Source organism: Halomonas sp. R57-5 (assembly GCF_900070345.1).
Lineage (GTDB): Bacteria > Pseudomonadota > Gammaproteobacteria > Pseudomonadales > Halomonadaceae > Vreelandella > Vreelandella ventosae_B.
Map to the genome: position 1 here is coordinate 62,203 of NZ_LN813019.1, position 12,671 is coordinate 74,873.

General features: G+C 53.3%; 12 protein-coding genes. 7 read left to right on the plus strand and 5 right to left on the minus strand.

The window, feature by feature from the left end:
- Nucleotides 1-66: 66 nt before the first annotated feature.
- The 3 genes from HALO_RS00310 to HALO_RS00320 are packed head-to-tail and all read right to left on the minus strand — an operon-like array spanning nucleotide 67 to nucleotide 3,127.
- Complete coding sequence (locus HALO_RS00310) at nucleotides 67-1,569, minus strand: tripartite tricarboxylate transporter permease (protein ID WP_035582197.1); 1,503 nt, start codon at nucleotides 1,567-1,569, stop codon at nucleotides 67-69.
- A gap of 21 nt (nucleotides 1,570-1,590) precedes the next feature.
- The gene (locus HALO_RS00315; protein ID WP_035582195.1) at nucleotides 1,591-2,067 is read right to left on the minus strand and encodes a tripartite tricarboxylate transporter TctB family protein; all 477 of its coding nucleotides are present in this window, start codon (nucleotides 2,065-2,067) and stop codon (nucleotides 1,591-1,593) included.
- A 58-nt stretch (nucleotides 2,068-2,125) separates the two neighbouring features.
- On the minus strand, nucleotides 2,126-3,127 hold the full coding sequence (locus tag HALO_RS00320) for a tripartite tricarboxylate transporter substrate binding protein (RefSeq protein ID WP_050712802.1): 1,002 nt from the start codon (nucleotides 3,125-3,127) through the stop codon (nucleotides 2,126-2,128).
- Nucleotides 3,128-3,595: 468 nt separating this feature from the next.
- On the opposite strand from HALO_RS00320, the gene HALO_RS00325 reads away from it, so the two are divergent.
- The 7 genes from HALO_RS00325 (at nucleotide 3,596) to hglS (ending at nucleotide 10,856) form a co-directional block, all read left to right on the plus strand.
- The gene (locus HALO_RS00325; protein WP_050712803.1) at nucleotides 3,596-5,440 is read left to right on the plus strand and encodes a bifunctional sugar phosphate isomerase/epimerase/4-hydroxyphenylpyruvate dioxygenase family protein; all 1,845 of its coding nucleotides are present in this window, start codon (nucleotides 3,596-3,598) and stop codon (nucleotides 5,438-5,440) included.
- A gap of 29 nt (nucleotides 5,441-5,469) precedes the next feature.
- The gene (locus tag HALO_RS22990; RefSeq protein ID WP_197671963.1) at nucleotides 5,470-5,640 is read left to right on the plus strand and encodes a hypothetical protein; all 171 of its coding nucleotides are present in this window, start codon (nucleotides 5,470-5,472) and stop codon (nucleotides 5,638-5,640) included.
- Nucleotides 5,637-6,086, plus strand: a complete 450-nt coding sequence (aroQ, locus tag HALO_RS00330; protein WP_035582188.1) for a type II 3-dehydroquinate dehydratase — start codon at nucleotides 5,637-5,639, stop codon at nucleotides 6,084-6,086. The genes HALO_RS22990 and aroQ overlap by 4 nt, the downstream gene beginning before the upstream one ends.
- A 271-nt stretch (nucleotides 6,087-6,357) precedes the next feature.
- On the plus strand, nucleotides 6,358-7,344 hold the full coding sequence (locus tag HALO_RS00335) for a Bug family tripartite tricarboxylate transporter substrate binding protein (protein WP_050712804.1): 987 nt from the start codon (nucleotides 6,358-6,360) through the stop codon (nucleotides 7,342-7,344).
- Between the two features lie 72 nt (nucleotides 7,345-7,416).
- Entirely contained in the window at nucleotides 7,417-7,923 is a 507-nt protein-coding gene (locus HALO_RS00340) for a tripartite tricarboxylate transporter TctB family protein (protein ID WP_022521134.1), read from the plus strand.
- Nucleotides 7,924-7,950: 27 nt separating this feature from the next.
- Nucleotides 7,951-9,447, plus strand: coding sequence for a tripartite tricarboxylate transporter permease (locus tag HALO_RS00345; RefSeq protein WP_050712805.1), 1,497 nt, complete (start codon nucleotides 7,951-7,953; stop codon nucleotides 9,445-9,447).
- 47 nt (nucleotides 9,448-9,494) lie between these two features.
- Nucleotides 9,495-10,856 carry a 2-oxoadipate dioxygenase/decarboxylase HglS gene (hglS, locus tag HALO_RS00350; protein ID WP_035582185.1) on the plus strand — a complete coding sequence of 454 codons (1,362 nt, stop codon included), beginning with the start codon at nucleotides 9,495-9,497 and terminating at the stop codon, nucleotides 10,854-10,856.
- 41 nt (nucleotides 10,857-10,897) lie between these two features.
- Here the strand turns inward: hglS and HALO_RS00355 are convergent, their stop codons facing one another.
- Nucleotides 10,898-11,641 (minus strand): SDR family NAD(P)-dependent oxidoreductase, encoded by a 744-nt coding sequence (locus tag HALO_RS00355; RefSeq protein WP_050712806.1) that lies wholly within the window; start codon nucleotides 11,639-11,641, stop codon nucleotides 10,898-10,900.
- 51 nt (nucleotides 11,642-11,692) lie between these two features.
- Nucleotides 11,693-12,643 carry an AEC family transporter gene (locus HALO_RS00360; RefSeq protein WP_035582182.1) on the minus strand — a complete coding sequence of 317 codons (951 nt, stop codon included), beginning with the start codon at nucleotides 12,641-12,643 and terminating at the stop codon, nucleotides 11,693-11,695.
- Between the last annotated feature and the right edge of the window lie 28 nt (nucleotides 12,644-12,671).

Sequence of the window (12,671 nt, forward strand, 5' to 3'; positions counted from 1 at the left end):
TCCGCTGGCTCGGTTCCAAGCAAAAAACGGCACTATACCCAGGCGGTAAGTACCGTTATACGAACGTTAGCTACGTTTGAAGCGTGAATATAACCAACTTTTGAGGGGAGTATTACCTAGTAAAACCAGCACAATAACGGAGGTAAGTACCAACGAAAGCGGATTGATCACCAGCGCGAGTAGGAAGTCTGCACTGCTGTCACCGACCGATGACATGGCCTGCCGGTAAGACTCATCCAGCAGCGGGCCAAGGATGACGCCTAGAATAATCGGGCCCATCTGAAAGCCAAACATCTTCAGCCAGTAGCCCAATATGCCAAAGCCTAGCATCCAATAAACTTCTGTCATGCTGCTGTTAAGCGAGTAGGTACCTACCACACACAGCACCAATATCAGCGGGATCATAATCGCTTTGGGCACTTCAACAATCTTTGAAAAAAGCTTAATACCGGTTAGTCCAAAGATGAGCAAAAAGATATTGGCCAATGCCAAATTGCCGACGGTAAACCAAAAGATATAGGGTGTTTCGATCATCAGCATCGGACCTGGATTCAGGCCATGAATAACCAGGGCACCGATAATCACGGCGGTGACCGCGTCACCCGGCATGCCGAGGGTAAGCATAGGTACGTAAGCGCCACCCACTGCGGCGTTATTGGCGGTTTCAGGTGCCACAAGCCCTTCATAGGCGCCTTCGCCAAAAGGCACTTCAGGGTTTTTAACGGTGCGCTTGGCGTGATCATAAGCAAACAGTGACGCAATATCGCCACCGGTACCGGGGAGCGCGCCAACCACGACGCCGATAATAGAGGTACGTAAAGAGAGCGGTAAGAACTTGAGCACCATATTAAGAGGCGGAACGATCTTATCGACGTTCTGTTTAACGGGCACTTTGGCCATATTGTGCAGCTGGTAAAACGCTTCCGCGACGCCAAACAGGCCAATCATGACCACCACGTAATGAATCCCGCCCAGCAGTTCCATACTGCCCATGGTGAGGCGTGGCTGGGCGGTTACCATGTCCATCCCGACCAACCCAATAGTGGCACCCAGGGCGACAGAGAAAATACCCCGTGCGAGCGATTTACCTGATAGCGAGCTGACCAGTAGCAAGCCCATGACGGCGATTAAAAAGTAGTCGCGGGGGGCAAATTTAAGCGCAAGGTCGGCAAGGTGTGGGGCCGTGGCTGCGAGTACGGCAACACCAATCAAGCCACCGATCACCGACATTACGGTACTCAGGCCGATTGCTTTGCCCGCTTCACCTTTTTGGGCTAGCGGGTAGCCGTCGAAAGCAGTGGTGACCGCTGATGGGGCACCAGGAATATTGAGCAGGATGGCCGTGCGCGAACCGCCGTAAACGCCGCCGACGTAAATGCCCACCATCAGCGCTAGCGCGTTATTAATGTCCCAGGAAAACGTAAATGAAATCAGAATGGAGACGGCCATCGTAACCGAGAGGCCGGGAATAGCGCCGATGTAAATACCGGCGATAACGCCCAGGGCAGTTAAGCCCAATAGACCTGGATCAAGCCAAGCCATGAGCAGATAGGAGAAGGTATCACTCATTGGATGCCTCGGGGTTCATTATCAAGGAAGATAGACACGAAACACTATCGTGAAAAGTACATAAATTACCGCAATGGCAAGCGAAGCAATCACTAAAGAACTAATGATTTTTCCTTGACGATAATAAATGAACATAGCGGCTAAAAAGATAAAGGTGCTGACATAGAAGCTTGTCCATACGATAGCTACCAAATAGAGCATCGATACTATCGAGAACACCACAATATGAGTTTTAAAATGCTCATGTAAAAACACTTTAAACTCTTGGCTAGCGCTGTGAATTTGGGGATCTCGCTGCTTGCGCCGATGGCTGAAGAGAATGGCTATTGAGGAAGCGAGCATTATCAAGGCGAGCCCGACAGGAAATGAGCCAGCGGAGTTCAGCTGCACCCCATTATCGATACGATAAGCCTCGTAGAGGACGCCGACACTAAACAGCAGAAGCAACCAGTCAAAGACCTTTTCTCCCGCCCGAACGCGCTCAATTTTTTTAGTCATACAGAGACTCCAAGGGGACAGGTGGTAATCCTGTCCCCTAAGTCATAGGAAGATAGCGTTAGGGGCGTGGAATACCTAACTCTTCTGGAGATTTTTCGACCGCATCCGCTTCGAACATTGACCACGCTGTGACGGATTGCCAGTTATCCAGGTATTGCTGCGCTTCTTCGCCGTTGAGGTTGAGCGATTCGCCACCAAAATTAGCCAAGAACTCTTGGAAACCATCGCTGGCAACGGCCTGCTCGTAAGCATCTTCCAAGGTAGCTTTTACGTCATCGGGTGTATCTTCACGCACAAAGACACCCCAGAACGGGCCCCAAGGCAAGAATGAATCAAGCTCTGGGATAGCATCGGTGATCGGCGGAACGTCCGGCAGATCCTCCAGTTCTTCACTACCCAGCACGGCCAGGCCCTTCAGGCGGCCCGCGCGGATTTGTTCGGCCACAGCAGAAAGACTTAGCGGCATAAAGTCGATATGTTCACCCAGCAGTGCCGTAACACCAGGTCCATCTCCACCGAAGGTCACTGTGCGAACATTAAGTTCGTCGACAGAGTTGATCATTGCGTGAATCGTACTGGGCAAGCCACCGGCACCGGTACCGCCCATTTTGAGCTCGTCGGGGTTTTCGTGGGCGTACTCAAGCAGCTCAGCGAAAGTATCGAATGGGCTATTAGGATGGGTAGCGATGACAACCCGGCCCTGGCCGATAATGTTGATAGGGTACATATCATCGTAGGTGAAATCGGCTAAGCCCATCAGTGGGTAGAGCTGGGGGTTCTCCGCACCAAAAAGGAGGTTATAGCCGTCAGGGCGCTGGCGCATGACATGGTTCATGCCAATCACGCCGGTACCACCAGGGCGGTTGGTGAGAACAATAGTGGTATCCAGAACCTCTTCAACATGGGGTGTCAGGCTGCGTACCACGTTATCGGTGGCGCCCCCGGCTCCCCACTGAATCGTGCCTTGAATGTTACGATCAGGGKAATCGGCGAGGGCTCCACTAGCGACTGCCAAAGAGCCGATAGCGATGGCCAACTGGGTGAAAAGTGGCTTAGTCATTATGTTTATCCTCCAACAAATTATTATATTAGTGCTGCTATTGGCGATATTAGTTCGCCTTACGAACTTAAGTGCTTAGGGCGAACACTAGAGGTCGGTATGGCGGCTGTCAATCAACAAGCCTTCGTATAAGACCAAGGTTGAATAGTGTGCGATGGCTGATACAAAGCAATGTGAAGCGTGCTTATTTAGCCGGTGGCAATAGCAGTATGAATGCATTAGCCGTTGTGTCTATTCACAATAAACCCCTCTAGCATTCGCATAGTAAAGGAGTGCGCTAGGCGTATTATTAGTAGTATAGCGAACAGGTTGCCACACACCCTACGTTATCGTGCATAATGCGAACTAAAGAACGCTATGCGAACAATTGGCACCTGCACTGAAAGCCATTGGCTCAGTTATAGCGACACATAATATCGTCGTAGTGCTAGAGCGCATTTGCTTGAGAGCACTACCTGGGAGGATGCTATGCGCGCAATTGCTACTGTTTGTCTAAGCGGGGACCTGCGGACGAAGCTGGAAGCCATTGCCCGTGCCGGTTTTGATGGCGTAGAAATATTTGAAAATGATCTGCTCTCCTTCGATGGCTCACCGCAAGAAGTACGTGCGCTATGTGAGCGTCTTGGGCTGGCGATTGTTGCCTTTCAACCGTTTCGCGATTTTGAGGCAATGCCAGAACCTCAGCGCAGCCGTAATTTGAAGCGCGCCGAGCGTAAGTTTGAACTGATGGAGCAGCTAGGCACGGATTTTTTGCTGGTGTGTAGCAATGTATCCCCCCAGGCCATGGACGATATGGATCGCGTAGTGGCCGATTTGCGCGAACTTGCTGAACTGGCAGCAAAGCGTAATATTCGGGTGGGGTTTGAAGCGTTGGCCTGGGGGCGCCACATCTCGGACTATCGCGATGCGTGGGAAGCCGKGCGCCGCGTTGATCACCCTAATTTGGGCATAGTGCTCGATAGCTTTCATATTCTCTCCCGTGGTCACGATCTCTCAGCCATCGGCAAAATCCCTAAACAAAAAATCTTCTTCGTCCAGGTGGCCGATGCGCCGCTACTGGATATGGATGTACTCCAGTGGAGTCGCCACTTCCGCTGCTTCCCCGGMCAGGGGCGCCTGCCGCTGAAAGCCTTTATGGCTGAGCTTGCCAAAACCGGTTACGACGGCCCGCTGTCGCTGGAAATTTTTAGCGACGCCTTCCGCGCAGCGCCAACTGAAATCACTGCTCTAGATGGTCTTCGCTCGCTAATTTTGCTCGATAACCTTATTGAGGATGGCCCCTGGGCAAGCCCTATTCCCCCGGCACCCAGCTATAACGGCATCCATTTTATTGAGTTTACCCTTGATGAAGAGAGCGCCGCGCCGCTGGGCGAGTTTATCGATGCACTGGGCTTTCGCCATGTGGGCCGCCATCGCTCCAAAAATGTCGAACTCTGGAAGCAGGGCGAAATTCACTTAGTGCTCAATTTTGAAACGGACAGCTTTGCCCATACTTTCCGGCTGCTTCACGGTACCTCGGTGTGTGCGGTAGGTTTCCGTGTTGATGACGTTGAGCGCGGGCTGGCCCGTGCCAAAGCCTTTAAGGCACAGACATTCCGTGGCCAGGTGGGCGAAGGCGAGATGGAAATCTCAGCGCTTCGGGGTATCGAAGGCAGCCTTGTGTACCTAGTGGATGACCAGGCCGCTGAAGACTTGCAGTGGCGAACCGATTTTGAACTGTTTGACCAAGAGAGCCGCAATGAGGCTGGTCTTGCCCGGGTCGATCACCTCTCTTACGTACTCCCCGCGACGCAGCTACTCAGTTGGCAGCTCTTTCACCGCACTGTGTTTGGTTTCAATGCGGCCACGGAGAACGAGATTATCGACCCAAGGGGCATGATGATCAGCCAAGCGGTGATTAGCCCAGAGCAGAGTATTCGCATCCCGTTGACGGTTTCACAGGCCCAGGATACCCAGCCAGGGCGTTTTCTGAGCGAGTTTCGCGGTGGCGTGCAGCAGATCGCCTTTGAGAGCCACGATATCTTCGCCACGGTGGATGAACTCCAAGCGCGGGGTTTGCCGCTGCTGAAGATTCCGCAGAATTACTACGACGATCTTGAAGCGCGTTACGGGCTGGAAGAAGAGCTGTTAGAGGCAATGCGTAAACGCAATATTCTGTTTGACCGCAACGACGAAGGCGACTTCTTCCACGCCTATACGGAAACTTTCTCGGGCCGATTTTTCTTCGAAATCGTTGAGCGGCGTGGCGCCTATCAGCAGTTTGGCGCCGCTAACGCGGGCATTCGCTTGGCCGCTCAGGCCGCCCAGCGCTAATTAGCAACACGAAATCATCGTGGAGAACAGTGACCGAATTTATTTGCGCGGTAAAGCAAGCGGGCACTACGGCGGTTAGCGGTGTTAGCCTATTTGTGTTTCAAGGCGTCGACGCCTCCAAGCGCGCAGCGGCTGATCAGCAGTCCGCTACGCTATTTGCCCACTACCATCGTGAACTGCTCAAGGAAAACGATACATGAGCCAAGGTAAAGTGTTAGTGCTGCACGGCCCTAATTTGAATCTGCTCGGCACTCGCCAGCCGGAAATCTATGGCTACGAGACCCTGGAAGACGTCAATAACGCGCTGCGGGAAAAAGCCGTTATGGCTGACTGGGAGCTTAACTGCCTGCAGAGCAACCATGAAGGCGCGCTGATTGACGCTATTCATGCGGCACGGCTGGATGGCACTCAGGCGATTATCATCAATCCCGCTGCCTATACCCACACCTCGGTGGCTATTCTGGATGCGCTTAACGCTTTTGAGGGCCAGGTTATCGAAGTGCATATTTCTAATGTGCACAAGCGCGAAAGCTTCCGCCACCACTCCTATGTATCGCTGCGCGCCGATGGCGTTATCGCTGGGCTGGGAACACAGGGATATCAGGCGGCTTTAGACGCCCTTATGAAGTCGGCAAGCACTTCATAAGGTGAGACTTCAATAACGGGGAAAGTTGTTATGGCGTAGCCGGAAGCTGTCAGCGATGAGAATCCTGCTGCGCCCTATGAACATCTGCCAACTCTAATATATAAAGCAGTGTCTGTTGATTAGCCTATTAAGTTAAATACACTTTAGTTTCAGTTATTTATACTAAAGTCGTGTTTTTTATGACTAAAGTAAAAGAGTAATCTCGTTGTATGTAGCGCGAATAGATGTACGAAATGCGAACATAAAAACAAAGCAATAATAGGAAGTTAAAATGAAAAAAATCTTTGCCGCAMCCTGTCTCGCCGTTTGCAGCAGCGCCTTGGCTCTCGGTCTCACTGTTTCCTCCGCTAGCGCCAATGAGTGGCCGACTAGCGATATTCGCCTGGTCGTTCCTTATGCGCCGGGTGGCACTACCGACGTCTTGTCCCGTCGTGTTGCTGATCTCCTTCAGCAAGAACTCGATGCCAATGTCATTGTAGAAAATCGCCCAGGCGCGGGCTCCACTGTCGGCACTGGCAGGCTGGCCCGCGGTGGCCGTGATGCTGACCACACCATCCTGATGGCATCCCCAGGACACACGATTGGTGCCGCGATTTACCCAGACCTGGCCTATGACCCCGTTGAAGATTTTGTCTTTCTACAAAATATGATCGATATCCCCAATGTCATGGTGGTGCCCGCAGACAGCCCCTATGAGAATGTTATTGAGTTTATCGAAGCTGCGAAAGAAGACAACATGACCTTCAGCCACAGCGGTGTAGGTAGCTCCATTCATATGTCGGGTGAGTTATTCAAAACGCTGACCGAAACGAATATGACGGCAGTGCCTTTTGCGGGTAGCGGCGCGGCGCTTCCTGCGTTGCTGAGCGGCGATGTGGATGTTTCGTTTGAGAACATGCCAGCGGTGCTCTCGCACATACGTTCAGGTGATCTACGTGCGCTGGCGGTTACTTCTGCCGAGCGTTCCGAGTACCTTCCCGATGTCCCGACGTTGTCAGAAATCGGTGAATATAACCTCGACCAGTTCATCACGACTGCCTGGTTCGGCCTGATTGCGCACAGCTCCTTCCCTGAAGAGGCCCAGAGCACAATGCGAGAAGCGCTAGCCAATGTCATGGAGCGCGAAGAGTTTCTGGATTTCGCCGAACAGCTGGGTGCTGAGCCGGGCCAAGTGGCCGGTGATGAGTTCAAACAGTTTATCGCCGATGACCTGCAGCGCTGGGAAGAGGTTGCCGAGCAGGCTGGTATCAGTCAATAAGTTCAGTAACCCCCAATAAGTTAAGGCGAGGGCTATGTCCTCGCCTCTCTTATTTGTTAGGAGAAGGCAGCGATGACGACATCGGATTCCCATCGCAGGGTGAAGATAAAGGACATCGGCGATGTTATAGCAGGCGTTGTCCTGCTGGGATTTGCCCTTGTGCTGGTCTTTTACCTGGTACCCAACTACATCAATGAGCCGCCCATTCTGCAAAACCCGATGATGTCGCCCCGCTGGCTGCCTACGATCGTGGGTTGGTTGATTTTGCTGTTTTCCATTCTGCTCATCCTCCAAGGCTTACTGGTAACAGGTGCTCGCGAGGAAGATGAGCGAGCGATTGAAAAGGGCTCGCCGCGGCGTTTCTTTATGATGGTCGTTGCGTTAGTGATCTACGTTGCCCTGTTTGAAACGATGGGCGCGGTGTTCTGTGGCATCCTTGCAACGCTCGTCTTGTTTGTGGCCCACCCTGTGCGCACATGGTGGGTGTATAGCTTGGCCTTCCTGTTTCCCATCGTCGTTACATTCTTATTTGTTGAAGTGATGAATGTACCGCTTCCGATAATGCCGTTTTGGCTCTGATTGACTGATTCTCGTACTAGGTGAGCTATGGAAAATTTTTCGGAAGTCATACACCTATTCTTTACCCTGGAGAACTTCCTGGCGATCGCCGTGGGGGTTGTCATCGGTGTGGTGGTGGGTTCGATCCCAGGATTAACCGCGACAATGGCGGTGGCATTAGCGCTGCCCTTTACCTTCTCAATGCAGCCGATTGCCGCCATCTTGCTGCTGGTGGGGATTTACAAAGGGGGGATGTACGGTGGTTCGATTACGGCGATCTTGATACGCACGCCAGGCTCTCCTGCTTCTGCCTGTACGCTGCTTGACGGCTATCCCATGGCCCAGCAGGGGCATGCGAAGAAAGCCCTCAAGGCGGCGCTATACTCTTCGGTTATCGCCGATTTTATCTCCAACATCGCGCTTATCTTCTTTGCCGCTTATCTGGCTAAGATCGCGCTTAATTTCGGCGCCCCGGAATTTTTCTGGCTGATCTGCTTCTCGCTGACCATTATTATTTCCTTGGCCAGTGGCTCGATGATTAAAGGCTTAATGGCGGCTTTGCTGKGCATTCTGCTTTCCATGGTAGGGCTTGACGATGTCTTTGGCTCTCAGCGGTTGACCTTTGGCAGCTACAACTTAATGGATAGCATCTCCTTTATTCCTTTGTTGATTGGCCTGTTCGCCATACCGGAGATTATTGAGTTTTATCGCAAAAAAGCGGTGCCGCATATTAAAGCTAAGGCCAGTGGTGCTGGCTTGGCGTTTTCCGAACTGAAGCGCTGCATGTCGAGCATCGTACGGGGCAGTTTAATTGGGGTCATCATCGGCGCGATACCGGGTACTGGCGCCACCGCGGCGGCGTTTATTTCTTACAGCGATGCGCGTAGGCGCTCGCCTAATAAGGCTAATTTCGGTAAAGGTGAAGTCGAGGGTGTTGCGGCCGCGGAGGCGGGCAATAATGGCGTCGCGGGCGCTMCCATGATCCCTCTGCTCTCGTTAGGTATTCCTGGTGATGTGATTACCGCGATTATCCTCGGCGCCTTTATGGTGCATGGTTTGACGCCTGGCCCGCTGATGTTCCAAGAGAACCTATCACTGATCTATGCGCTGTTTATGGGCATCATGCTCAGCTCCGTTATTTTGCTGGTGGTGGGTAATGTGGCAATTAAGTACTTCTCATTAATTGCTGATATTCCAAAGCCGATTCTGTTTCCCATCGTCCTGATGTTTTGCGTATACGGCGCCTATGCGGTCAATAACGATACCTTCGATGTTGGGTTGATGTTGGCCTTCGGTGTGCTGGGATATATCTTCAATCGGGCGGCGATACCCGCAGCCCCTTTTCTGATCGGTTTTATCCTGGGTCCGATGTTTGAAGATAACCTGCGCCGCTCCCTTTTAATCGGCTCCAATGACCTATCAATTTTTGTACGTGGCCCGATTACTTGGTTCTTTATCGCCCTGACAGTGGGCTCGATTGGCTTGGCGTTTTATCGCTTTTGGGAGGCGCGCAGGAAGCGCCCTATAACGTCTAAGACCTCCTAAACCGCTAAGGCTTTACAAACATTTGAATGTGACAAGAGAACAAGTCAATGAGTGACCACTTTTATAGTGCCGATCGTATCCGTGACCGCTTTTCCCAAGCGATGTCCGATATGTATCAGCAAGAGGTACCCCAGTACGGCACGCTGCTCTCGCTGGTGGCGGACGTTAATCGAGAGGTCATTGAGCGCGATGTCAGGCTAGCGGACACGCTCACTGCAAACGGTGAGATGGAGCGGTTGCACGTTGAGCGACACGGCGCTATCCGGGTGGGCAGCCCCGAAGAATTGGCGCTGTTGCGCCGCATGTTTGCCGTTATGGGCATGTTCCCGGTGGGTTACTATGACCTTTCAGTCGCTGGCGTGCCTGTTCATGCAACGGCGTTTCGTCCCATTGACGATGAAGCCCTGAAGTTAAACCCTTTCCGTTTGTTCACGTCGTTACTCCGGCTTGAGCTCATTGCGGATGCCGAGCTGCGCGATCGGGCGGCGGCGATTATAGCGTCGCGAGAGATCGTCACCCCGCAGGCCGTCGCCCTGATCGAACGCTTTGAGGCTCAGGGTGGGCTCAACGAAGCCGAGGCCGAAACCTTTGTGGTTGAGGCGCTGGAAACCTTCCGCTGGCACCGCGATGCCACTGTCGATTTAGCGACGTATCAAGCGCTACACCAAGAGCATCGCCTGATCGCGGATGTGGTCTGCTTCCGCGGGCCGCATATCAACCACTTGACCCCGCGAACCCTGGACATAGACGCGGTGCAGCAGCGTATGCCGACAAAAGGTATTACCCCGAAGGCGATTATTGAAGGGCCGCCTAGGCGCCACTGCCCGATTCTATTACGGCAAACCAGTTTTAAAGCACTGGAGGAGTCCATCTACTTTGCGGATGAGGCAGAAGGCCAGCATACGGCGCGCTTTGGTGAAATCGAGCAGCGCGGGGTTGCCTTGACCCGTAAAGGGCGAATGCTTTACGACCAGTTGCTGGCTGCCTCACGTCAGGGCGAGCCAGCCGTTTCTAATGCTGACCATCAAGCTCATTTAGCCCAAGCGTTTGTTGAGTTTCCTGATGATCAAGACGCGCTGCGCCGCCAAGAGCTGGCCTTTTTCCATTACCGTGCAGTGCCGGGGGCTACCACGGCAGAGGACGCCACTAGCGATAACATCGAACGGCTTTTAGCAACGGGTGCGCTGGTGGCAACGCCCATGATCTACGAAGATTTTCTACCGGTGAGTGCGGCGGGCATCTTCCAGTCTAACCTGGGCGATGGGACGCGCGATGAGTACAGCAGCCATTCCAGCCAGCAGACGTTTGAGCAGGCCCTGGGCACCGCCGTGACGGATGAAATTGCGCTGTATGAGCGTCGCCAAGCCAACTCGCTGGCCCAGGCGCTTGCCGAGCTGGGCGGCGCATAAGGGGGAGTATTCCTGCGCTGAGCGCGCAGCCCTTGGTTGGCCTATCCGACCGTAACACCGCCGCAAACAAACAGCGTTTGGCCGGTCATAAAGCCGCTTCGGTCGTCGCAAAAGAAGCTGACGGCCTGGGCTACGTCTTCGGGCTGGCCCATACGCTTTAACGGAATATTATCGATGATGCGACGGGCGCGCTCAGAATCGGGAGGATTATTCTCCCAAAAGGCACTGGTAGCGATGGGCCCTGGGGCAACGCAGTTAACCGTAATGCCGTGTTCCGCCAGCTCCAACGCCCAGGTTCTCGCCATAGACTGCAGCGCTCCTTTCGTGGCGCTGTAAATGGTGCGCGCCTCTTTGCCGAGCACCACGCGGCTGGCATTGATGACGATGCGCCCCATACCGGCTGCTTTCATGGAAGGCAGCAGTGCCTGTGTGCATATCMGCGCCGAGCGGACGTTCAGGTGCATTAATGTGTCGAAGTCTTCAAGCCGCGTCTCTTCAAGCAGCGCGGGGGCGACAATGCCTACGTTATTGATCAACCGGGTCACCGTATGGCGCTCGGCTATTTTCGCCATCACCCGGCGAGAGGCATCGGCATCGGCAAGGTCGACCAGGACGGCATCAGCTTGCAAAGACGCTGCTTCCGGCTCAACAATATCCACCACGATAACCTGGTAACCCTCCTGCTGGAGACGCAGGGCAATGGCTTKGCCGATGTTTCTAGCCCCGCCGGTCACCACGGCGCAGTGATGCTGAGATGTTCTGCTTTGATCAGAGTGTGGATGCATTTTTGTTATCCTTGGCGGTCATCAATCTTTGTTTTTGTATAAACCCAAACGTTAAAACGTCATCAGTCCCGACATCGTCATCAACCAAATTATTAGGCTAAGCGTAAAGAAGGAGGCGATAGTCGCCACCAGCAGAGCCGCCGCGCTCACCCCGGCTAAGCCATAGCGCTGGCCGAGTAGGGGGTAAATGCTGATCAACGGTGCGGCAGCAAACAGCAGCGCACCGGCCATATAAAGTGGGTCGATACCTGGGACAAGATAAAAGGCGATGAATATAGCCAGCGGGTGAAAGAGGAGTTTGCCGGCCACTATTTGGCCAACGTCCCTGGCCATTCCTTTTACCTGCAGGCCAAATAGCGCCCCGCCAATGACGAAAAGCGCCGCAGGGCCAGCTGCATCGGCTAGCATATCAATGGCTTTAAACAGCGGGCCAGGTATCTGTACGTGGGATACCGCGAGACTAATGCCGACCAGTAAACCAATCAGCACCGGATTTTTGATTAGGCTAAGCGCTGTGTGTTTGACCGTCTTCCATACGCTGGAACCTTGATGGCTGCCCATTTCAGCTAAAATCAGCGCGGCGGGAATAATAAGCAGGTTTTCAATGACCATATTCAGCGCCAAGAGTACCGCCGCTGGGGAGCCAATGACCATGGCCGCCACCGGGTAGCCGACAAAGCCACTGTTGGACGCAGCCATACCTAGGGCCTGCATGGCACTGGCGTTAAGGGGCTGGCGCTGTCGTTTTAAGCAGAGCAGCAATCCCCCACTGAACACGGCGATAGAGCCCAGGCCGTAAGCCACCAGGTAGTTGAGCTTGAAAATCTCTTCCAGTGATTGCTGGTTTAACGCACGAATCACTAGCGCAGGCAGTGCGCAGTAGAGCACGAATACGCCGACTCCCTGCATCTGCTCACGCTGGATAATGCCGCTCCATCTCGCTATATACCCTAAACCAATCAGTAGGAATATGGGGGTGGTAATACTAAGAATAGCGAGCATCTGTGCCTCTTCAGCGCATGAAGACAAA

What these genes read in the sequence shown, in the direction of transcription:
- HALO_RS00340 (WP_022521134.1), top strand. Translation starts at nt 7,417, where the DNA reads ATGACGACATCGGATTCCCATCGCAGGGTGAAGATAAAGGACATCGGC.
- HALO_RS00360 (WP_035582182.1), bottom strand. Translation starts at nt 12,643, where the DNA reads ATGCTCGCTATTCTTAGTATTACCACCCCCATATTCCTACTGATTGGT.
- aroQ (WP_035582188.1), top strand. Translation starts at nt 5,637, where the DNA reads ATGAGCCAAGGTAAAGTGTTAGTGCTGCACGGCCCTAATTTGAATCTG.
- hglS (WP_035582185.1), top strand. Translation starts at nt 9,495, where the DNA reads ATGAGTGACCACTTTTATAGTGCCGATCGTATCCGTGACCGCTTTTCC.
- HALO_RS00310 (WP_035582197.1), bottom strand. Translation starts at nt 1,569, where the DNA reads ATGAGTGATACCTTCTCCTATCTGCTCATGGCTTGGCTTGATCCAGGT.
- HALO_RS00315 (WP_035582195.1), bottom strand. Translation starts at nt 2,067, where the DNA reads ATGACTAAAAAAATTGAGCGCGTTCGGGCGGGAGAAAAGGTCTTTGAC.